Origin of the sequence: Psychrobacter sp. BF1 (assembly GCF_019279065.1) — a bacterium.
Taxonomy (GTDB): Bacteria; Pseudomonadota; Gammaproteobacteria; order Pseudomonadales; family Moraxellaceae; genus Psychrobacter; species Psychrobacter urativorans.
The window spans coordinates 294,719-319,186 of record NZ_JAGYWV010000002.1 but is presented as its reverse complement, the minus strand read 5'-3'; the positions used below and the strand labels follow the sequence as shown (position 1 = coordinate 319,186).

The following is a 24,468-nucleotide window of genomic DNA, read 5'->3' as shown; positions in this document are numbered from 1 at the left end:
GTGATATCTAGTATAGACAATAGCTGTCAAAAAGTAAGAGTATTTCGGTATGCTCTATAGCGGTTCAGTGCAAGCTAATCGCCTTATTATTTTATTAATATAATAATCACTCGTCAGTCGCTTGTGCTCGTAGCTGCTAATAATGGCATTATGTTACGATACAACAACTATTGACTGTCAAAGGTATTTGATAGCAGTACCCTATTGATTGATAAGGATAATGACATGAGCGCCAGCACCCATACTGCCAGCCAAGTAACACAGAGCAGCAAACCAACCGACCGTATCGTAACTGCTAATGCCGCTAATGATTCAGAGCACTATCCTCATATATTTGAGCCATTAGATCTAGGCTTTACTACTCTTAAAAACCGCATCGTTATGGGTTCTATGCATACTGGCCTCGAAGATAGATTTTACAACTACCGCAAGCTCGCGGCTTACTTTGCTGAACGTGCCAAAGGTGGCGTGGCGATGATGATCACTGGCGGTATCTCGCCCAACCGTGAAGGCTGGCTGCTACCTGCTGGCGGTACGATGAATAGCAAGATGGATGTCATCAACCATCGACGAGTGACGAGTGCTGTGCATAAATATGATAGCAAAATTATCATGCAAATCTTGCACAGTGGGCGCTACGGATATCATCCCTTTGTTGTGTCATCAAGCGCAATCAAATCGCCTATTTCACCGTTTAAACCCCGTAAGATGAGCATCAAAAATATCGAGCAGACTGTTGAGGACTATGCCCGCTCAGCACGTCTTGCTAAGCAAGCAGGCTATGACGGTGTAGAGATCATGGGCTCAGAAGGCTACCTGCTTAATCAGTTCCTATCGAGCCACGTTAATAAACGCAGCGATCAATACGGTGGCGATATTTATGGCCGTATGAAGCTAGCTGTCGATATAGTTAAAGCGGTTCGCAAGGCGGCTGGCGATGACTTTATTATCTTATTTCGCTTGTCAGTCATCGACTTAGTCAAAGATGGCAATGTTATGGATGAAGTGATCATCGTTGCCAAAGCGCTAGAAAAAGCGGGCGTAACTATCATGAACACTGGTATCGGCTGGCATGAAGCACGTGTCCCTACTATTGTCACTAGCGTACCACGTGCCGCCTTTGTTGATTTTAGCGCTGAGATAAAAAAACATATCAGTATTCCTATGATGGCGGCCAACCGTATCAATATGCCGGATACTGCTGAAGATATCATCGCTAGCGCTAAAGCAGATTTGATTCAAATGGCGCGTCCTTTCTTAGCTGATCCGAACTGGGTCAATAAAGCGCAAGCGGGTCAAGCCGATCGTATTAACACTTGCATTGCTTGCAACCAAGCCTGCCTAGATCATACCTTTGAAAATAAGCGCTCAACCTGCTTAGTTAATCCACAAGCCTGCTATGAGACTGAGCTGGTCTATATCAAAACCAAGAAGCCTAAGAAGGTGGCGGTCATCGGTGGCGGAGTCGCTGGTATGTCAGCAGCACACGTAGCGGCGCTCCGAGGTCATGAGGTGACTTTATTTGAGGCAAAAGATATTTTAGGGGGCCAGTTTAACTACGCCAAGGTCATCCCAGGTAAAGAAGAATTCTTTGAGACTATCCGCTACTATATTAATGAGCTTGAGCATTTAGGCGTTGATATTAAGCTCAATACTAAAGTCGATAAAGCCATGTTAGAGGCGGCTAAATTTCAACACGTTATTGTCGCAACCGGTGTTGTGCCAAGAAGTTTGGCTGGCAAACTCGAAGGGGCAGATCTGCCACAAGTGATGACTTATGCTGAACTGCTCTCTGGTGAGAAGTCAGTGGGTAATACCGTTGCGGTCATCGGGGCTGGCGGTGTTGGCTTCGATGTTAGTGAGTATCTAACCGCTCGTCATGGTCAGCCATTAGATAAGTTAGCGCCTGAAACTCTAAAAGATCCAAGCTATCGTCCAGAGCCACAATCGATTAGTGAGTGGCGTGAGGAATGGGGCGTGACTGAGGATATGGGTTATAAAAGCGATGGTGGCTTAGTGCAGCCTGAAAGTATCACTCCTATACGCCAAGTGTATATGATTCAACGCAGCAAGGGTCGCTTAGGTAGTGGCCTAAATAAAACCTCTGGCTGGGTACATCGTGCTCATGTTAAGTCACATGGGGTCATTCAAGTCTCTGGTGCGCAGTACGAAAAAATCACTGATGAAGGTATTTGGATCACTAATAATCAAGGCCAAAGCCAGCTCTTACGAGTTGATAGCGTAGTGGTATGCGCCGGTCAAGAGTCAGTAGTGGAGCTAATGCCAAATGTCGGTGATGCACCAGACGCGCAATACCACTTGATTGGCGGGGCAAAATTAGCAGCTGAGCTGGATGCCAAACGCGCCATTCGTGATGGGGCTGAGGTTGCAGTTGGGATTTAAGATTTGATATTTTAAGTTAAATAAAAAAGCGGCTAGATTTATTATCTTGCCGCTTTTTTTTGATTGAAATTTAGTAGTTTAAATTTTTATAAGGTGGGTTATCCCAAGCGTAATCCGCCAAGTCTAAGAATTCGATGGTAAGTTACATTTAATCTTCACTCTCTATGAGAGTTTGAAGAAACTAATTCGTTTTAAATAGACTAGATTTATAATAGTTTTTGTAGGCTGTGGCTTTAGCTCAGCAACTAGGTAACAGTACTTTTTTGAGTAAAACTTTATTGCAAGTGATGAAAAGCAGTTTAGCTAACTGGCGATAAACTACGTGGTGTTGCACGATACTAACAAAAGCGCTGGGCTAAAAGCGCCAGCCTACGGTAAAGCTAGTCTTTATATAGCTAACAAAGTACTAAGCTTAACACTTATATAAATAGCAAAAGTTTTTAGCTTTGTAAAGTTCAAGTGCCCTGCTTATTTTGTATAAAACGGTGCGTGGAACGCACCCTACAAACCTATCGAACAAAGCCATTATTGCCTATATTCAACTTCTAATTTTTGCGTGATATTGACATTAATATACCCAGTTATCTGATTATTCAATCAATCCTTTACAGACAAAACAAAATCTAAATATGTAAAAGTGTGCAATTAAAAGTAGTAACCCTGCAAAGCTTGTAACTTCTAGAGAAAATTCAGACAATTGCTATTTTATCTTTGATACCATCTTAGACTGATTTTTTGCAATATCTAATATAAAAGTCAAAAATTATAACTATTCTACGAGAATATTTAAATTTATAATCATAACTATAAAGGTAAGTACGATGAAATTATTAGCAGATAAAGTTGCGCTAGTCACTGGTGGCTCACAAGGTTTGGGCGAAGCACACGTGCGCAAATTACATGAGGATGGCGCAAAAGTCATCATCACTGACGTCTTAGTTGATAACGGTGAGAAGCTAGCCAAAGAGCTGGGTGATAATGCCACTTTCGTTAAGCTCGATGTGACTGATCCTGACGCTTGGGATGCTGCTATTAAGCATGGCGAAAATACTTTTGGGCCAATAGATATCTTAGTAAATAATGCGGGTATCGATATCATGAAGCCCTTTATCGAGTTTACAGGGGCAGATTTACAAAAGCTGTTAGATGTTAACCTGTTCGGTAACTTCTATGGCATGCAAAAAATCTTGCCATCTATGAAGAAGGCAGGCGGTGGCTCTATCGTGAATATTTCATCGCTAGAAGGCTTGCGTGGTACGGCCGGTAACTCTATCTATAATGCTTCTAAATTTGCCGCTACTGGCCTAACTAAAGCGGTTGCGCAAGAGTATGCTGAATACAATATTCGTGTGAACTCAGTGCATCCAGGCGCCATCCAAACCCCAGGTGTCGAAGCCGATGATATCAAAGATACCGTACAAAACTATATACAAAATATCCCGATGAAACGTATCGGTAAGCCTGAAGAAGTAGCCAAAATGGTAGCGTTTTTGGCATCTGATAATTCAAGCTATTCAACGGGTGCAGAATTTATCGTTGACGGCGGCATTATGGCGACCTAATAGGTTTAATTTTTTATAGTTAAACGGCCTTAGATTTTATAATAATTAGGGCATGTCCTAATACATAATGGAAAATTTTTAATATGATTTTAAAAGCGCTCTTCTTTATTGTCGTCGTTACCGGGAGCGCTATTCTCATCGCCCGATTGACCTTTTCCATTCCAGAAATAGAAGGGCGCATAGATACAACCGTGTTGCCAAAAGCGACCAGTGGGCCCTTAGCCGAATCGCTGATTGATCTTGAAGCAGCCCATAAAGGGCTAACTGGAATTGCACCACTACAAAGTGGGGCTGATGCTTTTGCTGCACGAATACTGTTAGCCGATGCGGCTGTCTCAAGCATTGATGCTCAGTACTATATTTGGCATGCTGATCTGACGGGTACTTTGCTACTTGATGCTTTGGTTCGCGCCGCCGATAGAGGGGTACGCGTTCGGCTATTGCTAGATGACAATGGTACAACGGGAATCGATCCTGAGCTAGCAGCGCTTGCTGCCCATCCAAATATGGAAGTGCGGCTGTATAATCCCTTTAATCTGCGCACGGCGAAGATATTATCTTATGGGTTTGATTTTTTCCGATTAAACCGAAGAATGCATAACAAATCCTTCACGGTAGATGGGCGCGCGACCATAGTAGGTGGTCGAAACGTCGGTGATGAGTATTTTGGTACTGGTTTAACGCCACTTTTTGTTGATTTTGATGTTATGGCGGTAGGTCATATTGTTCCGCAGATCGCTGCTGATTTTGACCGCTATTGGGCGGCGCTATCTGTTTATCCAGCAGACTTAATTGTTGGAAAACCTAAAGTAAATGACCCGATTGGCACTCGATTGGCTGGATTAAAGAACGATCCACAGATGAGCGAGTACAAGGCCATTCTGGAAAGCTCGGACATCGTGGCGTCCCTTGCAGCAGGGGAGCTTGATTTAGAGTGGACCACGGCTGTGTTAGTGAGTGATGATCCAATAAAAGGCCAAGGCGCTGTGCCTCGTGAAGATTTATTGGCAAGCCGGCTAAAGGAGGCGGTAGGTGACATCAAGACCCGCCTCGATGGGGTTTCAGCTTATTTTGTTCCTGGAGCTGGGGGCGTAGAAGCTTTTGCTACGCTTGAGGCGCACGGTATCGATGTACGCATGCTGACCAACTCGATGCAAGCCACAGATGTACTGCCCGTCCATGCCGGTTATGCCAAGCGCCGCAAAGCCATGCTTGAAAGTGGCGTTGAGCTTTTTGAGCTACGTAGCAAAGCGGCACCCAATGCTCGCTCTAACCGTTTAGGGCCGTTCGGATCGACAGGCGCTAGTCTCCATTCAAAGACCTTTGCGATTGATGGAGAGCGAATTTTTGTGGGATCGTTTAACTTTGACCCTCGCTCTACTAGATTAAATACTGAAATGGGTTTGCTTATCAATAGTGAGCAGATGGCGCAAAAAGTACACAAAGCATTCGATGAACAAATACATGGACTGGCTTGGCGCGTTGAACAACGCGATGGGAAGTTGGTTTGGATCGATTCTAATACGGGGTCGGTGAGTACTTCGGAGCCTGGATCTAACCTGCTAAACAGTATCATTTTGACAGTCGTCGGCTGGCTACCAGTGGAATGGCTTTTATAATCCAAAAATAGAGCTATATGCAGACCTGAGCTGCAGAGAACTCACTAACGTCCCTGTTTTCTTATATTGTTTTCTTATGTTGTCTTCTTACATAGCGGTGCATGAAAGGCCTCTTATAGCCTACCATGTGCCGATATTCTCCATGGAAATCCAAGGCTCGATGGGTGCCAAGCGCTCACCACTTTGCAGCAGCTCGATTGAGATATTATTAGGGTCTTTAACAAAGGCCATATAGCCATCTCTAGGTGGTCGCAATATATCAACACCCGCTGCCCTAAATATCTCACACTGCTCATATACGTTATCGACTCTAAAGGCAAAGTGACCAAAGTTATTGCCGTTGCTATATTGTTCTGCATCCCAGTTGTGGGTGACCTCAATCTCTGGCGCTCCTTCATGAGTCGCTAAAAAATATAAGCTAAATCTTCCTGATTCAGAATCCTTTTTTCTTAGCAGTTTAAGGCCCATTAGCTCGCAATAAAAAGCTAAAGTCTCCTCTAGTTTATTGGTGCGGATCATTGCGTGTAGATATTGCATAAATTGCCTTATGATTGATTTATTTAAAGTTCTAACCTGTAATCGCACCGACCAACCAAGCAGAAAAGTCAGTAACTTGCGATGCCATTTCTGTTTGCGCATCACTTAACGCAGCCAACTTAGCGCTAATAGCCTCTTTATTATATTTAACCCCAGTTAGCGACTCTTTTAAAACCTCAATCAACTCCACATTTAAAGCGTCTGAGAAGATAACCGCCTCCGTAATCACCGCCTGTTTTACGTCCAAATGCAAATCAATCAGTCCCCAGTCAAAGCGGGTTTCTAAATGATGGCTAAACTCTGGGGTCTTGCCAAATCGCCATTCCCAGTCGGCCATCTGCTGATAGTACTTATTTAAATGCGGCTCTTGTACGAGGGTAGCCTCATCCAACTCTTCAACCGGTATAGCTTCTACCTCCTGACCATAATGCTCACAGAAAGCTTCGATCATGGCTTGCGAGAGGGTCTCGTGATTGATGGTGTCATTAAATTCGACCAAATTTGCTACTCGTGAGCGTACTGACTTGATGCCTTTGGCTTGCAGTTTGAGCGGGTGTGGGTTGAGATAGTCGCCGAGCTTTTGCATATCGGCATTGACCAGTAAGGTGCCATGGTGAAAGCTGCGATCGACGCTGTGTTTAAACGCGCTACCTGATATCTTTTTATCACCCACTTGCATGTCATTGCGGCCTGAGAGAGTAGCGTCGACGCCTAATTTTTTAAGCGCATTAATGATAATAGTAAAGTTGGCGTCTTGGTTATAATCGGCTTTGGGCGATAAAAAGGTAAAATTGGTATTGCCCAAGTCATGGAATACTGCGCCGCCACCACTTTGACGCCGCGCTAAAAAGACGTCGTCCTCTGCCATCTTATCGGTTTTGCATTCTACCCAAGGGTTTTGCGAACGGCCGATAACGACGGTTTCAGAATTGCGCCATAGAAATAGCGTGTGCGACTGCGGGTCGAGTGCTTGGAATATCCAGTCTTCGGTGGCGAGGTTAAACCAAGGGTTGGTCACGGCTGATTTTAAGATTTTTAGTTTCATTGTTTATCCTTATTCTCGAATGATTTTCTATATTGAATGTTATAAGTAGATACTGTCATTGTTGCTGATGCGAGGTTGGAATTCAATGGTGGTGTGGTAGAGAGCAGGGTTTTGGGCGTTTGAATATTGTGATGTAGGGGGGAGTTTTGGTTAGATTTTGAGAATAGGGTTTATAGGTTTTTGAGGAATAATTAGTTGCTGTAGCTAATCCTTGAGAAGCGTTGAAAAATTACACTGTAATTTTAGCTTCGCAAGTAAAAAATCTTTAAATAGAGTTTTTTGAGACATCTATACCTAGCTTGTCGATGGCGATGCGGACTATGACTGGTGGTGGTCGCTCGAATGTTGGAACGCCACCAGACAAACTAGTCCGCACGCCACCATCTGCGTTAGGATATCGCTACTATCAGGACTAGCGGTGAGATCTAATACTTCCTATATATCTGTCGTAATTATAATTAAATGAATTTGCAGTAAATCATGATTTTAATTTATAGGTTAGTGCTTTAGCTTATAAAGTTAAAAATAAGAAAAGCTAGGAAAAAGATCCAGTCTAAGGTTTCTTTGCATTAAGATTAGAGAACTACTTATCTAAACTCAATGATCCCTTATTGAAGGATTATACAAGTGTTAAGTAATAATAGTCGAAATAATATAGACTAAATACAATTAGACTTTAAATAAAAATTATTAACTCATATGAATTATTATTTGATACTAAAAGGAGTTAAAAATGGCTAAGAACCTTACGGAATCTTCCCATGACCGTCAAAATATTCTTAATAATCGTTATGCCTTAAAGCAGGCAGAAAAGCGTATGGAACCAGGTGGTACTTTCTATGATGGAGAACTTGTATTTACAAAGCAACAAGTGATGACATTATTCGAAATAGGAGATGCAACTATTGAACGTTATCTTGCATCACATGATGACGAATTAAAAAGTAATGGTTATCAAGTTTTAAGAGGAAATAAACTTAGAAAATTCAAGGATTTAGCTTTTGGTACCCTCATCAATGAGGGTACCAAAACGAGCGTATTAGGTATCTTTTCATTTCGAGCTGTTTTGAATCTTGGTATGCTATTGACAGAAAGTGAACCTGCTAGAATGCTTCGATCTCATTTATTAGATATTGTGTTAGATGTTATGGCAGAAAAAGTTGGAGGACATACAAAATATATTAATCAGCGTGATGAAAACTTTCTATTAGCCTCATTTCAAGAAGATAACTATCGTCAGTTATTTACAGACGCTTTAGATAATTATATAGAGGGTAATAAGTGGAAATATGGAATTTTCACTAATTTAATTTACCAAAGCGTATTTAAGGAAAATGCTACAGAATATAAAAAAATATTAAAACTAGCTAAAAAGGATAAAATTCGTGAAACGATGTATTCTGAAGTGCTGACATTAATTGCTAGTTTTGAGTCTGGAATAGCTCATGAGTTTAAGCTCGCTAGCAATAAAAAAGGAGCTAAGCTTACCCAAAAAGAAGCAAAGGAGCTAATAAGTGGTTTTGAAAACCATCCATTGTTTAGACCTCTAATTACAGACGCTCGTACTAAAATGGCAAGTCGCGATTTGTGTTTTAGAGATGCTCTACATGAAAAGCTAGAAGCATACATTCAAGCTGTTCCAGAAGCAGATTTCGAAAAGTTCTTAGGAGAGAAAAGCCGTTCACTTGAAGAACAGCTAAGCGATCCTGAAACTTTAGCTGTTTTTAAACGTTTGAAGGATAGATGATATGAACGAGGAATATCAATCTAGATTTCTTTACTTCGATGTTTCCCATGCTATTCAAACACATGACTGGATTATAGAAAATTCAGGTGGATTGGCAGGTACAAAAGTCATCGGACAGTTAGAAAGCCCTTTAGAACATATTAAAAATGATTCGTACTATCCGGAACTTGAAGACAAGCTTACTCATTTAGCATTTTCAATCAATAAAAATCATGCCTTTCATGATGGGAATAAACGTTCATCATTAGCGTTAGGTGCATATTTTTTGGAACTAAACGACTTTGATTATATTGTTCATAGTTTTATATTAGAGATGGAAAATATAGCTGTATGGGTCGCTGATAATGTAATAGATAAAAACTTACTTCATCAGCTTATCACTTCTATATTGTATGATGACGACTATTCGGAATCTCTCAAATTAGAGCTTTATAGAGCTGTCCAGCTTTCAGAAAACAATAAAGGTGATTAATTTGAAGTATGAGCAAAAAGCAGGATCAGCTCCAAATCTAAAACAAAAATAACTTCTCTCAAGAGCGTTCTTTATTCAGCCAATCTCTATAAACCCCAAAACCCTACCCAAAATCCGTCTTCAAAATAGCAGCCATATTACGCTCAGCTAGACCCGTGATAAACACATACGGATTGACGCCAGCACTGCCGGGGATTAATGCGCCATCTTGCACATAGATATTCTTGTGCCCTTTGACACGGCCAAATTCATCGGTCGCCAAACCTAATACGCAGCCGCCGAGTGGATGATAGCAAAAGTTATCACCAAAGCCTTTGGTAAACAGTAAGCTTGAGGTAGAGCCACCATTGGCCTTAGCGAGTTTATCTAATAGCTCTTTAGCAGCGTTTACCGAATACTCATTTTGCTCACGTTTCCAGTTTAGTTTGACGGTTTTGGTAGCTTTGTCATAGTAATAATTACCACGTTCCGGATTGTCAGTAATGGCTAAATAGAGCGTCGTCCAAGTCTCAAGCCCTAGCGGTAGTGGCGCAAGCTCGGCAAATATTTTGTATTTCGAGCCACCTCTATCACCGTCCCACATATTGATGCCTTTGACTGGGATAGTAGATTGGATCGTGCCAGCTGCATGAACGAAATTGCGTCCAGTCATGATGTTGCCGTTGGGTCCCCAATGCTGCCCGATATGTTGGTTTAGATGATTAAGATGACCCTCAGCCTGACTCTTTAGTAGCAGCTCTGAAGTGCCGGTACTGCCTGCATTAAGAAATAGCTTATTGCAGGTGTAATGCTCAACTTCATCAATGCCGCCAAATTTATTGATGACATAAACTTCTAATCTGAGCTGGTTATTATCGAGCGCTTGGATAGTATTAACTTTGCGCAGAGTTTTGACCGTGACATTGCCGGTAGCTTCAGCGTCTTTTAGATAAGTTAAATCCAGTGAGAACTTGCCAGCGTTATTACCATAAATAACTTCACCGCCCAGTGCTGATTTATAGACCTCATCTTTGGCCTCGCGCTGCATATAGTCAAAGTCGTAGCTATTACCAAAAAATTCAGTTTTAAGGCCCGCTTTTTCGGCTTGGCGTTCAGCGGCACGAGTAAATTCATAATGCTTGGATTGATTAAAAAAAGCTTCGGGGATTTGACTGACTTTAAGTTCCTTCATAGCTCGGGGAAAGTAGATGTCATACATCTCGTCCGCATTAATCCATGGAAAAATAGCTTCAAAATGCGTGCGTCTTGGCTCAATAGCAATAGCGCCATTGACGATGGAGCCGCCGCCATAAGCACGCCCAGCGAATACTTTCATCTCATCGTATTCGATTAAGTCTAAGACCCCAGGGTATTTTTTGATAGGTATCGGAATGGTGATCGGCGCATTGGGCCAATTGCTAAACCAGCTTGAGCGTTTATCAGCGTTAATCATTTTGCAAAAAGTATCGTGCTCAGGGTTTCTATCCCAGCGCATGCCCATCTCTAATATCAGTACTTCATGCCCCTGTTCGCTCAATCTGAGTGCTGATACTGCGCCGCCATAGCCACTGCCAACGATAATATTACTAAAGTGTCCGGCTTGGATAGCTTTGGTTGGTAGTTTTGACTGCTTGGCTGAGAGCGTTTGGCAGCCGCTCATTGCAGCAGAAGTACTAACAGCAGCTATGCCTAAGCCCATTGATTTAATAAGTTGTCGTCGTTGCATACGCTTCCTGTTTTTATCATATTTTGACAACTAACAGTCTAGCGAACATAACTGTCTTTATTATTGCACTGACAGCGCTTACTTAACACTTACTAGTCATTCAGTAGATTTTCATCCTTAAACCTCATCACCAATGCTTGGCAACAACGCCTCAATCTGATGCTGACCAAATGCCTTTGCACCGCGCGAAACAGTAGCAATACCTACGCCTAGCTGAGCACTGATCTCTCTTTGGGTCACGCCTTGATCTAATAATGCGAAAATCCTTATACGATTCACAAGCTCTTGCTGTTCATTTTCGGTCATCAACGCCGCTAATATTTCCGCCAGTTGGGCCTTATCGTTGGTTGCCACGAGCAACTCTAATAGATAGTTGTAGGCTTTACTGGATCGATAGTCTTCTTTTGTCATGCTAAATACTTCCTGAATATGAACAGTTAAAAAACGGCTAATAAAAATAAATGCTATCAAGGCATTTTAAGCTACTGCTGATACTTGACCTAATATAAAACTTACTTTAAAATACGTATCAGTGTACTAGAACATGATAACATTTATTTATAGTAGTAGATAATTTTAAGTTTAAAAACGCTTTAAAAGTGCTTAAAAAATAGCTTTAGACATAGCTTTTAAAATCCATTCGACAAACTAGTTTACTTATATAACCTCCAAAAGCATTAAGGTTCTAATATGACAATTAATAATAAAGTAGAGACCACAAACGGCTATGGCTTACATCAGTTTGTGCTCCCTAGTGATGAGGGTTTATATGGCGAATTCGGTGGCAAAATTGGTCATCCTGAATTAGCCAAAGCCATGGATGAGATAGAAACAGGCTTTCGTGAAATCATCAAAGAGCAAGACTTTATCGATGAGATGAAGCGCTTACGTGAGACTTACGTGGGTAGACCGAGTCCGCTATATCATGCAAAACGCTTAACTGAGCATTGCGGCGGCGCGCAAATTTATTTTAAGCGTGAAGATCTTAATCATACTGGCGCTCACAAAATAAACCATTGCTTAGGTGAAGTCCTACTGGCAAAAAAGCTAGGCAAGACTAAAGTCATTGCTGAAACAGGGGCAGGGCAACACGGTGTGGCGTTAGCAACGGCTGCAGCACTGATGGGCTTGGAGTGTGAAATACACATGGGGGAGGTAGATATTGAGAAGGAACACCCTAATGTGAGTCGAATGAAAATTTTAGGGGCTAATATCATCCCAGTATCTCGTGGCGCTGGCACCTTAAAAGAAGCTGTCGATAGTGCCTTTGAGGCTTATCTTGGCGAGCTAGATACTAGTATGTTTGCCATTGGCTCGGCGCTTGGGCCTGCGCCTTATCCTGAGATAGTCAGCTACTTTCAATCTGTAGTTGGCCATGAAGCACGAGCGCAATTCTTAACCAGCACTGGTAAACTGCCCAATAAAGTGGTGGCCTGCGTTGGTGGCGGCTCTAATGCTATTGGGATATTCAGTGGGTTTTTTGATGATGAGAGCGTGCAGAAGATAGGTGTTGAACCAGCAGGCGAAGGCTTAGAGACAGGTAAACATGCGGCTACTATGACCTTAGGAGTCAAAGGCGAGATTCATGGTTTTAAGTGTTATGTGTTGCTCGATGACCAAGGTGAGCCTGCAGCAGTGCATTCAATTGCTTCGGGCCTAGATTACCCAGGAGTTGGGCCGCAACATTCGCACTTGCGAGACAATAAACTGGCCACTTATGAGTCAGCTACTGACGATGAGTGTTTAGAGGCGTTTATGGCGTTGTCACGATTAGAAGGTATTATTCCTGCTTTAGAGACGGCGCACGCTATTGCTTACGCGATGAGGATTGCCAAAGATATGCCTGCTGATGAGACTATCTTAGTCAATTTATCAGGACGGGGCGATAAAGATATTGATTTTATTTTGGATAAAGTAAAATTGTAATTTAGCCTTAGGGCTAGGGAGTGGCTTACTAAATAGGTAATCCACTCCAAGCTTGTTATTCAACATTATAATCTACACAAATTATGCCATTTGAGCATTCCCTATTACCATCCTCTTCCCAAGGTAGGGATAAAGGTATAGGTAAGGCCATTTTTAGCTGATGGCGTACTTTGGACCATTCCTGTATCTCATCACCATCCTCGTCAAATTCAGGTACTGGATAGGTTTGCTGGCGTTGTGAGTCAGACATCGCCATAAACTTAAATAGGCTACGAGCATCTCGCGCCAAAATACTATTAGCACGTTTGGCTAATTTTTGCATTGCTTGCTCATATTCTGGGCTTATAAACTCATGTACAGCATCATCTGTCCACTGCGTGTTGTCTGAGCCAAAAAACAGCGCATGACGATAGAAGTCGAATAAAATATTGCCATCTGCAATAAAAGAGCTGTTTGGGTAACGTTGGATATAATCTTGCCAAAACTCAGCACGAGCAATCACTTCATCAAACGAGATATCAATCGCCGCATCATTCCAAAAAATCTGTTGGTTGTCTTTTGCCATCTGTTGAATAAAGACTTGTTGATCCTTAGCTAAATAGGGAGTGAAGATATCAGCCATGGCCTTTAAGTCATGATGAAACACAAATATCCCTTCGCCTATATACAGTATGCTAACGTCAGCCTTAGTTTCTACCAATTTCACAAGATACTGTATACGTGGAGCTAAGACTTCTAGCTGCTCTGCCGTTACTTTTTTGCCTGCCTCCATAGTTTCTACTATGGCGTAGAAGTCCTCATCATCCATATAATTGTCAGGGCCCAAAAAACGCTCATATAGCGCTTGATAGTTCTTTAGCAAAGCCAACACTTCGGCATTATTCGCGGTGGGTAAGCAAGCTTCTAGTTGCTGCTGAATAGCATAGATCGCTTCGATCTTACTAGTGCTGCCTATTTTTTGCATAGCTTTATTGAGTGCTATACAAGTTTGCGCATCGATAGCTGTGCTTGCAACAGTCGTTGGTTGTGCAACGTCTATAGGGGTTGCTTTTTGTTTTTGTTTGATAGTATTAGTGGCAGTTGAGTCTGATTTTCCAGTGGGGTCAGAGGAGGGCTGGCAAGCACTGAGGGTTAACAGCAGGCTAGTAGCGAGTGTTAATGCTAAGGCAGTCTTTTGCATAATATATCTCCTTGATAGATAACCCGCTACCAGCTTTTAGATAACTAAAGGTAAACGACGCCCAGGCTATTAACTATTTAGCACAATATATATTACCTTGCCTGCTGTTATTATTGCCATTAGCTAAACTGTTTGGGTCTATCAGATAGTCAACGACTTGATTATCGACACAGCTACTTAAATCAGATAAGGCTAAAGTATGGCCGTCACTGTTACGAGTTAATAATACTGAATTTAAATACTTTTGCATAGCTAAAGCGTTGATATAAGGTGTCGCAGGGTCATCAGTTTGAGCTATTAACAACAGGGGTGGTGCAGAAGGCGATAGCTTAGGAACATGCGGTATATCACTACCAGCAATAGGCCAATAGTAGCAAGTGTCTACTATTTCTTTATCAGTAAATTTGCGAAAATCATCCCAAGTTAATAGCGCATCAACACGTTTTATGTCATCGATATAAGCGGCTTTTTTGGTTGAAGTCGGCGCACCGTCAGCACATAAGATAGCAGCAAAAGTCGCAAAATCAGTATTGTCTTTTTGATCGGCGATAAGCTGTTTATAAAGTTCGAAATCCTCATTCTCAAGCTGATGGAATAAAGAGTCTAGCATCGGCCATTGTTCAGGCCACATCAAAGAGTCATAGATTATGCCAGACAAGCTCACTGGTAAAATACGCTGACCATCCAAATCATATAGCTGATGGCTCTCGATATAGTAATAAAGCTTAGCGAGCTTAGCTTCAGCAGCTGCCACAGTATTAGTATCCGCAAAATAACAATCAGACTTTTGACGACAGGCAGTGAGAAAACGCTCAAAGGTTTTTTGTACAGCTACCGACTGATTTACCGCCATTTGTAGTTCAGTCTCATTTAGGTTGACCACACCGTCGAGCACACCCGCGCGTAGGTATTGAGGAAACTTCTCTGCATATAGGGCAGCAATTTTAGTACCGTAAGAATAACCAATTAGGCTAACCTTCGGCACTCCTAGCGCTTGTCGTATGGCCTCGATATCATTAACGGCATAATCTGCCCCTAGCTGTGTCAATAGATCATGGGGAGTGTGATCCCAACAGCCTTGTGCAAAGCTCTCTGCATCTTCTGGAGTAAGCACCCGATCTACAGTGCTACATTTGACCGTAGGAGTACTAGGGTGCACGCCGCGTGGTGCATAACCAATGATATCGAAGTGCCTAGATAGTTTTTGGTAAGCAGCTGAATTGATAGGTGAGACATCCAGTCCAGATTGGCCTGGACCCCCAGAGATACTTATCAAGGTGCCGAGCTTTTGCTGTTCGCTACCGCTAGCGGGTAAGCGTGATATAGCGAGCTCGATAACGGTAGGTGTCCCGGCATTGATTAGCGGTACTTCAATGGTGGCGCACTGTAAGGTATCTACTTCTGCGTAGCTTGGAAACCAGTTGGCAAAACTGGGCTGGACACAAGGCTGCCAATTAATAGAGCTCTTATTAACGTCGTTATCAGGGTTCACAGTGCTGTTGCTGGTAGTAACCTTTTGCTCAGTTAACGGAGCATAAGTTGGCGGGAAGCTGGCACAAACAACCGTAGTTAAAGCTAGCAAGGTGCCACGAAATATTTTGGGTAACATGAGTCGGATATACCTATAGGGAAAAGGTGCTGTGCCAGCTTGATTAGTGATGTTTTAAGCTTTTATAGTAGTGCTAGCATTATTAACGGCTGCTGTTCATAACAAATACTGATAGCAACTATTTATACAAATTAGCTAGTTGAGCTATCAACACAAACTATGCCAGTAAAGCAGTTCTTATAGTCACTTTTATGGTCGCTTTGCCAAGGTGACGCTATTTGTAAGGCTGCTGCTAGCTGATACTTTGCTTTTTGTCGTTTATCTAGTTTATCACCGTTATCATTTTTACTAGGTGCTGGATACTTTTTCTGACGCTGGCTGGCCGATAAAGCCATAAAATCAATCAAGCCTTGGGCGTCTTGAGCCAGTTGACTGTTTGCAGATTGCGCCAATTGGTTAATGGCTTGCTGCTGTGCTGGATCACGGAATTCTCGTAACTCATCATCTGTCCACTGAGTATTTTCTGAACCGAAAAACAGCAGATAGCGATAGATAGCAAATAAGCTTTTGGCGTCTTCAATAGCATAGCCATTGGGATAACGCTGAATATAATCTTGCCAAAATATAGCGCGTTCAAGTACTTGATCAAAAGGGACGGCAATCGTCGCATCATGCCAAAAGACACTTTGGTTGTCTGTTGCTAGGCGCTGAATAAAGGCACTTTGATCCTTAGGTAAATAAGGAGTGAATAAGTCAGCCATAGCCTTTAGATCATGATGAAAGGTATAGTCCCCTTTGCCAAGATACAGCACGTTAACATCAGCATTACTCTCCACTAGGCTGATAAGATATCGGATGCGAGGGGTGACTTTTTTTAGGGCGGCTAAAGGAAATTTTTCACCGCGTTCAGCTAAGTTCATTAAAGTGTAAAAACTTTGTTCATTGACTGGCTGATTAATCGATAAAAAACGGCCGTACAGCGCTTGATACTCTGCTAGCCATTGCAGTATTTCGGAGTTACCAGTAGTCGGTAGACAAACCTCTAGTTGGCGCTGAATAGTATGAATATCTTCAAATTTACTTTTATTATCAATCTGTTGCATAGTATCGTTAAGCTTAGTACAAATAAGCTCATTAGTCAGTTTGGTCTCAGACAATGCCACGAACGCTTTAGTCAGTGCTTTAGGGGTTTTGACTTCTACCAGCGGTTCGGTTTTAGTCTCATCTATAGTTTGGATAGCCGCTGACGGTTTCGGTTTATCCGAGTTATTTGCAACCTCTAACTTATCAGATGCAGGCTTAGCAGGTGGCGGCTGGCAAGCACTAGTAGCAAACAATAGGCTGGCCGCTATCATTAGTGCTAAAGGGGTCTTTGGCATTGATTACATCCTTGCTTAGATTAATACTCTAAGCTTATTACTTAATAGTAGTCTGAGTTGCGGTTTGAGCTAACGATTTAATTATCAAACAGGGCTGATTTTTTAAGCAGGATACAACAACGGGACGCATTGCTCAATGTAAATGTAAAAGCTATGAGCTTAGTTTTATATTGCTGAGATATTTTTGTACTGCCCAGTAGCGTTTTTGTTTGTAAGAGTCAGTTGAATAATGACTCACCTGCCTAATAAAGGATCCCACTCATCTAACTATTCTATTGAATGATGAGTTTTATACTCCTAGATAGATAACAATTAATACCAAAGATAAATAGGATTTACCATGGCATACGATAACTTATTTGAACCAGTAAAAATGGGCAGCCAAACCCTTAAAAACCGTATTATTATGGCGCCATTGACTCGCCTGCGTTCTGTTGAACCAGGCGATGTTCCAACCGCATTAGCAGGTGAATATTATTCACAGCGTGCGGCAGGAGCAGGGCTAGTTATCGCTGAAGCAACGCAAGTCTCTTTTCAAGCTAAAGGCTATGCGGGCGCGCCAGGATTACATACCTTGGACCAGACCACCGCTTGGAAAGTCATCGTCGATGATGTACATTCTAAAGGCGGCAAAATCGTAATACAGCTTTGGCATACCGGTTTGGTTGCGCATAAGAGCGTACAACCAGATGGCGAAGCCCCTATTTCTGCTTCGGCTGTCAAAGTTAGTGCCCGTACTTCTCTACGAGATAGTGACAATCAAGCGATTCGCGTTGACACCACTCCACCACGTCCAGCGACTGCCGAAGAGATTCAGCAAGTGATCGCTGACTTTGCTCATGCGACTAAGTGCGCGCAACAAGCAGGGTTTGATGGTGTTGAGGTTCATGGCGCTCATGGCTATCTGTTACATCAGTTTTGGGTCGAGCAAACCAACCAGCGTGATGACGAGTTCGGTGGTAGTCGTGAAAACCGTGCCCGCTTGACGTTAGCGGTTATCGATGCTTGTGTCGAGGCTTGGGATAGCGATCATATCGGTGTCCGTGTTTCTCCACAAGGCACTTTTAATAGTGTTGAAGCAGGCTATGATGAAGATGATAATATTTGGCTAATTGAGCAAATCAATAAGCGCAATCTAATGTATTTACATTTATCTGAACCTGATTGGGCAGGCGGCACACCCTATAACGATGGTTTCCGTCAGCGCATTCGTGATGCCTTTGACAATACTATTATTGCCGCTGGTGGTTATACTGCTGAAAAAGCGGTAAGAAATGTTAGCGCCGGCTATATTGATGCCGTCGCTTTTGGCCGTGATTATATTGCTAATCCTGATTTGGCTGAACGTATTCGCCAAGATGCCCCGCTCAATAAGCAGCATCCAGATAGCTTCTATGGTGGCGGTGCTCAAGGCTATACTGACTATCCGTTCTTAGATCAAGCTTAATCTGCCTTTATATTTTAGATAAAGCGTTAAATGAACTGCTTTATCTTTAATAGCTAAAAAGTCCCAATAACTTGATGTTGTTGGGGCTTTTCTAGTATGAGCGGTTAAAACTCTGACAATAAAAAGCAGCCTAGTTATTAATAACTAGGCTGCTTTTTATCGGTATCTGTAGTTAGTTATCCAGTTAGCGCTTAGGTTTGATAGTTAAGCGGCCCAGCAAGTTCGCTTAAACCACCTCGCCGCAGACAAAACCACTAGCCCAAGCCCACTGAAAGTTGTAACCGCCAAGCCAGCCGGTAACATCAAGTACTTCACCAATAAAATATAGTCCCTGTTGATAGTTACTTTGCATAGTCTTGGAGGAGACCTCATCGGTTTTGACCCCGCCACGAGTGACCTCGGCAGTACGATAGCCTTCGGTACCTGACGGCTTGAGTTGCCAGCCATTGATCGCTGTGCCTATCGCCTCTAAACGCTCGTCTTTGATATTAGCCAGCTCAGTATCTTTTATATCTTCCCATAGGCTGCTCTGTAGGGCGGTCAGTAGCTTTTTCGGCAAAGCATTGTCAGTGTTATCAGCCAACACCGTACGAATTAACTGTTTTGGGTGTGATTTTTTATGAGCTATCAACAAGCTGCTAATGTCTATGTCTGGCAGTAGATTAATCGCAATAGGCTCACCGACGTGCCAATAATTTGACAGCTGCAAGATAGCAGGCCCAGAGAGGCCACGATGGGTAAATAAAAATGGTAGCTTGAACGAAGTACGAGTGTTACTAGCTACTACTGGTAAGCTAATACCTGCCAGCGCGCGTAGTAGCTCACCGGTCTTATCAGTAAAGGTAAATGGCACTAAACTGGCATCGGTAGTGATCAGCTGATGACCGAATTGCTGCGCCAGCTCATAGCCTAAACCACTAGCGCCCATAGTAGGTATAGATAAGCCGCCAGTAGCCACTACTAGCGACTCACAGCTGTAGCTTGTCTGTACTGATGGCGCGTGCTCTGCTAGTTCTTTTTTACTGAGCTTTTTATTGGTTAATACCTCAAAGCGCACGTTAGCATTTTTTACCTTATTACTGCTTGTTTGTAGGCTGCTATCTATAGCTTTGACTTGCTCAACTTGAGTATTCAGGCGTACTTGTACTCCCGCAGCATCACATTCATCCAGCAGCATAGTCAAGATATCCTGCGCTGAGTCGTCACAAAACAGCTGCCCATGTTCACGCTCATGATAAGCAATCTTATGCTGCTCAACTAAGCTAATGAACTCCCAACTAGGATAACGACTAAGGGCTGATTTACAAAAATGCTCGTTAGCACCAATGAAGTGCTCAGACTCTACAAAGTAATTGGTAAAGTTACAGCGTCCACCGCCTGACATCAGGATTTTTTTACCTGCCTTGTTAGCATGATCCACTACTAGTACACGGCGACCGCGACGACCGGCGGTGAGTGCACAGTATAACCCTGAAGCGCCAGCACCAATAATAATGACATCGAAGTGATGCTGTGGGAGTGTATGGTTAGAGGTCATTGAACATCCAATTAAAAAACGATTATAGTAAAAAACTTAACCTCAGAATAAGCATAAGACCGTAGCGCCTTTGATTACTTGCTAATAGGTAAGTGTACAGATATGCAGGGATTGTTCTTCATTAACGGTTGATGGCTTGCATCGCTAGGGCTTATTTGTCAAACTAGAACTAAGGTATCCTACATTATGGAAGTGGATACCGCACCGCCTGTCGCTATTCTACTAACGCCATTACTATAGAGTTCATAATAGTGATGGATCGCTATCACTAGTACTAGTTTATAAATAGAGTTGGTGTTTTTTACGACTGACTAATTCGACTATTATAACAAATAGCAACTACTATTAAGACGCTATTCTCAGGCATCGTTATACCAGTAATAATAATTAAAAAGGAGTAGGATCATGGCCCAAAAATTATTTCCCATTAGTGCCGAATTTATGGCGGCTGCCAATACTAGTGCCGAGCAATACGCAAAGGATTATCAGCGCTCTATTGCCTCACATGAAGATACCGATGCTTTTTGGGCTGAGCGTGCTGAAGCTATCGATTGGATCAAAAAACCGACTATTATTAGTAACGTAAACTACGATTTAGACGACTTTCGTATTAAATGGTTCGAAGATGGTGAGTTGAATATTTCAGTAAACTGTCTCGATCGACACCTAGAGACTAACCCTTATAAGCCCGCTATTATTTGGGAAGGTGACCACCCTTCGCTTAACAAGATTATCTCTTTTAAAGAGCTGCATAGTGAAGTCTGCCGCTTAGGTAATGCTATGCGTAAGCTGGGTATTCAAAAAGGCGATCGCGTCACTTTATATATGCCGATGATACCTGAAGCTATGATCGGCATGCTGGCTTGTGCTCGTATCGGTGCTGTACATTCGGTAGTATTCGGCGGCTTCTCCGCTGACAGTCTTGGCAACCGGATTATAGATAGTCAGTCCAAGCTAGTGATCACCGCAGATGAGGGCCTGCGTGGTAACAAGCGTAGCCCACTGAAAGTCAATGTCGATCATGCGTTAGATATGGAAGGCACAGAATGCGTCGAGAAGGTCATCGTGGTCTATCGTACTGGCAACTCAATTCCGATGAGCGGTCGTCGTGATGTCTGGTATCACACTCTAGTTGAGGCTGAGCAAGAGTACTGCGAACCTGAGGTGATGAATGCCGAAGATCCGCTGTTTTTATTGTACACTTCAGGCTCAACCGGCAAGCCTAAAGGGGTGGTGCATACTACTGGCGGCTATATCACTTATGCGCTGTCGACCTTTCGTGATGTGTTCGATATAAAAGAAGATGACATTTACTGGTGTACCGCCGATGTTGGCTGGGTCACTGGTCATACTTATGCCACTTATGCTCCGCTTGCCAATGGCACCACGACGCTGATGTTCGAGGGCGTACCAGATTATCCCACATGGGCAAGAGTTGGCAATATTATTGATAAACACAAAGTTAGTATTTTATATACGGCGCCAACAGCTATCCGCTCAATGATGAAAGAGGGCGATGCGTTTGTCACTGAATCTGATCGCTCAAGTCTGCGCTTGCTCGCCACTGTTGGTGAGCCCATCAATCCTGAAGCTTGGGACTGGTATTATAATGTGGTCGGTAATGGCAACTGCCCGGTGATTGATACTTGGTGGCAGACAGAAACGGGCGGCATATTATTAGCCCCTATTCCAGGTACAGTAGCGCTCAAGCCAGGTGCAGCAATGAATCCACTCTATGGCATCATACCTGATGTGGTAGATAGTGACGATACTATCCTCGAAGGCCCAGCTCATGGTAATTTAGTGATTAGTAGTAGCTGGCCAGGGCAGATGCGTGGTATTTATAACGATCATAAGCGTTTTTTAGAGACCTATTTTAGTGATTATCCGGGACATTATTTCACTGGCGATGGCGTACAACGTGATGAAGATGAGCATTACTGGATCACTGGTCGAGTTGATGATGTACTGAATGTATCTGGCCATAGGCTAGGTACTGCTGAGGTTGAGAGCTCAATCGATGCCCATCCCTCGATTGTGGAAGCGGCGGTAGTTGGCATGCCTCATGATATTAGAGGGGTAGGCATTGCCGCTTTTGTTATTCTAAATATAGGTGAAAAGGCTGATAATAACTTGAAGCTTGAGCTTAATCGCCATGTGCGTAACGAGATTGGTCCTATCGCTAACTTAGATGCTATCTATATCGTTGAAGCTTTGCCAAAAACTCGCTCTGGCAAAATCATGCGTCGTATTTTGCGTAATCTAGCCGCAGGTCAGTATATTGGCTTAGGAGATCTGTCTACTTTAGCGGACAGCTCAGTGATCAATCAGTTAATTGAGGTAGTAAAAGCGGAGCACAAGGCTAATAATAGCTGAGCTGTTAGCGCTGGCAAGTAAGTCGGTGCTAATAGCTTAAGCTTGATGCTTAATTAAATCAGCCGTTTTATGTAGTCATCGAACCTTTATCATTGTTTGAAAAAAGCCATATCGTTAAAGACGGCATGGTTTTTTATTATTAAGGATAGTTTTCCTATAAAACGCTATTGATATCACTACAGTAACTCCACAGCTACCTGTCAGTAGGGTTTTTCTGCTACAACCTTTATTCATGGCTTACCCATCTTCTCAAACACTTTTAATTACTTTCAATCGTTGCCCTAACCAAAGGCCTACTGTCACTATGACTGATCACTCTGCTAATGCTAATAACCTGTCTTCTAATAATTTATCAACCAGCGCCGCCAACACTAATAGCTCAGCAAAGATAGCTATCATCGGTGGCGGTTTAAGCGGTCTTTTTACGGCTACTTTATTAGAGCGTGCTATTGCTCAGCGCCCTGCTCAAGCACACAATGAAGCAGAAGCTAGTAATAGTGTTAATGCTCAGCATCCGCAAATCACCATCTTTGAAAAGTCTCGTAGCGTTGGTCGTCTAGCGACTCGCTATCGCACTGATAGCTTGACTAATCAGAACAACTGGCAGTGGGCGTTTGGTGCGCAGTTCTTCACTGCTAAGTCAGACAGTTTCGCCCAGTTTATCGCTCCTTGGTTACAGTCAGGGTCATTGCAACCTTGGTGCGCACAAGTGGTCGAGTTAACGCCAACTGATGGCAATGCTGAGCCTATTATCAGTAAAAAAGAGCAGTGGGACACTACGCATGCTCGCTATATTAGCAGTCCCAAAATGACTAGTTGGGGTCGGCAGCTAGCCGATAATCTAACTAATAGCAGCCTTAAATTCAAAACCCGTGTGGCCCCATTAAGCAAAGAGCATCATCAGTCTACAGACCAGAAAACGGAGCTATTTGACGAGTTTGGCGCCAGTTTAGGTTGCTTTGATTGGGTGATCTGTACAATACCTAATGGGCAAGCTATTGAGCTGTTGGCAGATAGTGGCTTTGGTAAACAGGCGCAAATTAGCCAAGCCAAGATGCTGGCTTGCTATACCTTAATGTTAGGCTGGGACAAAGTCAGTATGCTACCGCAGACGTTGCAAAACAGCGTTGCAGCGACTACTACGCCGCCAGTATGGGATGTGGCTTATCCACAACAGTCAATACTCGCTAAGATATTTGTGGAACATCAAAAACCTAGCCATAGCGAGCTATTACCTAGTGTCACTATTCATGCTAATAACGACTGGTCAGAGGCGCACGTCAATGATGATCTTGAAACTATCCAAGCGCAATTATTAGTAGCAGCCAAGCAAGCATTAAACTGGAATAACGATACAGCGCCAAGCCAAGTAGATTGCCATCGCTGGCGTTACGCCGCTACTGTGATCAATAAGGGCGAGGAAGGGTTAGGAGTTTTAGTCGATAACGATCGCCACTGGATCGTCAGTGGTGATTGGTGTGGACAAGGTAATATTGAGAGTTGCTACTTGATGGCGGAACAAGTCGTTGAAGTAGTAGTCGCTGCTTTAAGTCTGTAATTGCCTTTATTTATCTGCTATTACAAAGACCATATATGAGCTTATGCCAGCATAACGCACCACATTCGCACGTATAAACATGACCTCAGTCAAGTGCGTGCTGTCATTAGCAAAGTAACCTTAGGCAAATCAAGCGCAAGATCATTACAGTATTGATTAAGTAGTAACTGAATATGCTGGTCAAATTGGTAGTCAATCCAATACACATGAACATAAGATTCATATCAATAAAGAAATTAGCAGACAAAAAAAGGCCCACAGAGGAGTAACTGTGGGCTGAGGAAAACTGGCCAAATAGCTGGATAGTTAGCTATAGAATCAGTGAGTACTACTTATTATTGTTGGTTTCTTAGTAAAATTATACTTTATACAAAGTAATCAGCTGTGATGGAATTTACATGAGGTTGATCATGATGATTTCAATGT

The 24,468-nt window shown here is 42.8% G+C and carries 17 protein-coding genes; 9 read left to right on the top strand and 8 right to left on the bottom strand.

The window, feature by feature from the left end; all coding sequences use genetic code 11:
• Positions 1 to 225: 225 nt before the first annotated feature.
• From KZA12_RS04220 to KZA12_RS04210, 3 genes are all read left to right on the top strand, one after another.
• Positions 226 to 2,403: an NADPH-dependent 2,4-dienoyl-CoA reductase gene (locus KZA12_RS04220; RefSeq protein WP_218689332.1), complete on the top strand. Its 2,178-nt coding sequence runs from the start codon at positions 226 to 228 to the stop codon at positions 2,401 to 2,403.
• A gap of 821 nt (positions 2,404 to 3,224) precedes the next feature.
• Complete coding sequence (locus KZA12_RS04215; protein ID WP_218689331.1) at positions 3,225 to 3,965, top strand: SDR family NAD(P)-dependent oxidoreductase; 741 nt, start codon at positions 3,225 to 3,227, stop codon at positions 3,963 to 3,965.
• Between the two features lie 83 nt (positions 3,966 to 4,048).
• Positions 4,049 to 5,584, top strand: a complete 1,536-nt coding sequence (locus KZA12_RS04210; protein ID WP_218689330.1) for a phospholipase D family protein — start codon at positions 4,049 to 4,051, stop codon at positions 5,582 to 5,584.
• Between the two features lie 120 nt (positions 5,585 to 5,704).
• On the opposite strand, the gene KZA12_RS04205 is transcribed toward KZA12_RS04210, so the two are convergent.
• Both KZA12_RS04205 and KZA12_RS04200 read right to left on the bottom strand, forming a co-directional pair.
• Positions 5,705 to 6,121 (bottom strand): VOC family protein, encoded by a 417-nt coding sequence (locus KZA12_RS04205; RefSeq protein ID WP_218689329.1) that lies wholly within the window; start codon positions 6,119 to 6,121, stop codon positions 5,705 to 5,707.
• A gap of 31 nt (positions 6,122 to 6,152) precedes the next feature.
• Complete coding sequence (locus tag KZA12_RS04200) at positions 6,153 to 7,166, bottom strand: lipoate--protein ligase (RefSeq protein ID WP_218689328.1); 1,014 nt, start codon at positions 7,164 to 7,166, stop codon at positions 6,153 to 6,155.
• Between the two features lie 733 nt (positions 7,167 to 7,899).
• On the opposite strand from KZA12_RS04200, the gene KZA12_RS04195 reads away from it, so the two are divergent.
• Complete coding sequence (locus tag KZA12_RS04195; protein ID WP_201621671.1) at positions 7,900 to 8,913, top strand: DNA-binding protein; 1,014 nt, start codon at positions 7,900 to 7,902, stop codon at positions 8,911 to 8,913.
• Position 8,914: 1 nt separating this feature from the next.
• On the top strand, positions 8,915 to 9,385 hold the full coding sequence (locus KZA12_RS04190; protein WP_218689327.1) for a type II toxin-antitoxin system death-on-curing family toxin: 471 nt from the start codon (positions 8,915 to 8,917) through the stop codon (positions 9,383 to 9,385).
• A gap of 103 nt (positions 9,386 to 9,488) precedes the next feature.
• On the opposite strand, the gene KZA12_RS04185 is transcribed toward KZA12_RS04190, so the two are convergent.
• Together KZA12_RS04185 and KZA12_RS04180 are read right to left on the bottom strand one after the other, a co-directional pair.
• Positions 9,489 to 11,090 carry a GMC oxidoreductase gene (locus tag KZA12_RS04185; RefSeq protein WP_218689326.1) on the bottom strand — a complete coding sequence of 534 codons (1,602 nt, stop codon included), beginning with the start codon at positions 11,088 to 11,090 and terminating at the stop codon, positions 9,489 to 9,491.
• 117 nt (positions 11,091 to 11,207) lie between these two features.
• Positions 11,208 to 11,501, bottom strand: a complete 294-nt coding sequence (locus KZA12_RS04180; RefSeq protein ID WP_218689325.1) for a Trp family transcriptional regulator — start codon at positions 11,499 to 11,501, stop codon at positions 11,208 to 11,210.
• Positions 11,502 to 11,780: 279 nt separating this feature from the next.
• On the opposite strand from KZA12_RS04180, the gene trpB reads away from it, so the two are divergent.
• Positions 11,781 to 13,016 (top strand): tryptophan synthase subunit beta, encoded by a 1,236-nt coding sequence (trpB, locus tag KZA12_RS04175; protein ID WP_218689324.1) that lies wholly within the window; start codon positions 11,781 to 11,783, stop codon positions 13,014 to 13,016.
• A gap of 55 nt (positions 13,017 to 13,071) precedes the next feature.
• Here the strand turns inward: trpB and KZA12_RS04170 are convergent, their stop codons facing one another.
• The 3 genes from KZA12_RS04170 to KZA12_RS04160 all read right to left on the bottom strand — a co-directional run bounded on the left by KZA12_RS04170 (position 13,072) and on the right by KZA12_RS04160 (position 17,124).
• Positions 13,072 to 14,196 carry a septin family protein gene (locus KZA12_RS04170; RefSeq protein WP_218689323.1) on the bottom strand — a complete coding sequence of 375 codons (1,125 nt, stop codon included), beginning with the start codon at positions 14,194 to 14,196 and terminating at the stop codon, positions 13,072 to 13,074.
• Positions 14,197 to 14,269: 73 nt separating this feature from the next.
• Complete coding sequence (locus tag KZA12_RS04165; RefSeq protein ID WP_218689322.1) at positions 14,270 to 15,805, bottom strand: alpha/beta hydrolase; 1,536 nt, start codon at positions 15,803 to 15,805, stop codon at positions 14,270 to 14,272.
• 131 nt (positions 15,806 to 15,936) lie between these two features.
• Positions 15,937 to 17,124, bottom strand: a complete 1,188-nt coding sequence (locus tag KZA12_RS04160; protein ID WP_218689321.1) for a hypothetical protein — start codon at positions 17,122 to 17,124, stop codon at positions 15,937 to 15,939.
• A gap of 340 nt (positions 17,125 to 17,464) precedes the next feature.
• Between KZA12_RS04160 and KZA12_RS04155 the strand changes: the two genes are divergently transcribed.
• Entirely contained in the window at positions 17,465 to 18,571 is a 1,107-nt protein-coding gene (locus KZA12_RS04155; RefSeq protein ID WP_201621679.1) for an alkene reductase, read from the top strand.
• A 226-nt stretch (positions 18,572 to 18,797) separates the two neighbouring features.
• Here the strand turns inward: KZA12_RS04155 and KZA12_RS04150 are convergent, their stop codons facing one another.
• Positions 18,798 to 20,108: an NAD(P)/FAD-dependent oxidoreductase gene (locus tag KZA12_RS04150; RefSeq protein WP_218689320.1), complete on the bottom strand. Its 1,311-nt coding sequence runs from the start codon at positions 20,106 to 20,108 to the stop codon at positions 18,798 to 18,800.
• 405 nt (positions 20,109 to 20,513) lie between these two features.
• Between KZA12_RS04150 and acs the strand changes: the two genes are divergently transcribed.
• Together acs and KZA12_RS04140 are read left to right on the top strand one after the other, a co-directional pair.
• Positions 20,514 to 22,484 carry an acetate--CoA ligase gene (acs, locus tag KZA12_RS04145; RefSeq protein ID WP_218689319.1) on the top strand — a complete coding sequence of 657 codons (1,971 nt, stop codon included), beginning with the start codon at positions 20,514 to 20,516 and terminating at the stop codon, positions 22,482 to 22,484.
• Between the two features lie 304 nt (positions 22,485 to 22,788).
• Positions 22,789 to 24,042, top strand: a complete 1,254-nt coding sequence (locus KZA12_RS04140; protein WP_256932818.1) for an NAD(P)/FAD-dependent oxidoreductase — start codon at positions 22,789 to 22,791, stop codon at positions 24,040 to 24,042.
• Positions 24,043 to 24,468 lie beyond the last annotated feature (426 nt).

Coding starts and splice junctions, on each gene's coding strand:
- KZA12_RS04220 (WP_218689332.1), top strand. CDS start 226: ATGAGCGCCAGCACCCATACTGCCAGCCAAGTAACACAGAGCAGCAAA.
- KZA12_RS04215 (WP_218689331.1), top strand. CDS start 3,225: ATGAAATTATTAGCAGATAAAGTTGCGCTAGTCACTGGTGGCTCACAA.
- KZA12_RS04210 (WP_218689330.1), top strand. CDS start 4,049: ATGATTTTAAAAGCGCTCTTCTTTATTGTCGTCGTTACCGGGAGCGCT.
- KZA12_RS04205 (WP_218689329.1), bottom strand. CDS start 6,121: ATGCAATATCTACACGCAATGATCCGCACCAATAAACTAGAGGAGACT.
- KZA12_RS04200 (WP_218689328.1), bottom strand. CDS start 7,166: ATGAAACTAAAAATCTTAAAATCAGCCGTGACCAACCCTTGGTTTAAC.
- KZA12_RS04195 (WP_201621671.1), top strand. CDS start 7,900: ATGGCTAAGAACCTTACGGAATCTTCCCATGACCGTCAAAATATTCTT.
- KZA12_RS04190 (WP_218689327.1), top strand. CDS start 8,915: ATGAACGAGGAATATCAATCTAGATTTCTTTACTTCGATGTTTCCCAT.
- KZA12_RS04185 (WP_218689326.1), bottom strand. CDS start 11,090: ATGCAACGACGACAACTTATTAAATCAATGGGCTTAGGCATAGCTGCT.
- KZA12_RS04180 (WP_218689325.1), bottom strand. CDS start 11,501: ATGACAAAAGAAGACTATCGATCCAGTAAAGCCTACAACTATCTATTA.
- trpB (WP_218689324.1), top strand. CDS start 11,781: ATGACAATTAATAATAAAGTAGAGACCACAAACGGCTATGGCTTACAT.
- KZA12_RS04170 (WP_218689323.1), bottom strand. CDS start 14,196: ATGCAAAAGACTGCCTTAGCATTAACACTCGCTACTAGCCTGCTGTTA.
- KZA12_RS04165 (WP_218689322.1), bottom strand. CDS start 15,805: ATGTTACCCAAAATATTTCGTGGCACCTTGCTAGCTTTAACTACGGTT.
- KZA12_RS04160 (WP_218689321.1), bottom strand. CDS start 17,124: ATGCCAAAGACCCCTTTAGCACTAATGATAGCGGCCAGCCTATTGTTT.
- KZA12_RS04155 (WP_201621679.1), top strand. CDS start 17,465: ATGGCATACGATAACTTATTTGAACCAGTAAAAATGGGCAGCCAAACC.
- KZA12_RS04150 (WP_218689320.1), bottom strand. CDS start 20,108: ATGACCTCTAACCATACACTCCCACAGCATCACTTCGATGTCATTATT.
- acs (WP_218689319.1), top strand. CDS start 20,514: ATGGCCCAAAAATTATTTCCCATTAGTGCCGAATTTATGGCGGCTGCC.
- KZA12_RS04140 (WP_256932818.1), top strand. CDS start 22,789: ATGACTGATCACTCTGCTAATGCTAATAACCTGTCTTCTAATAATTTA.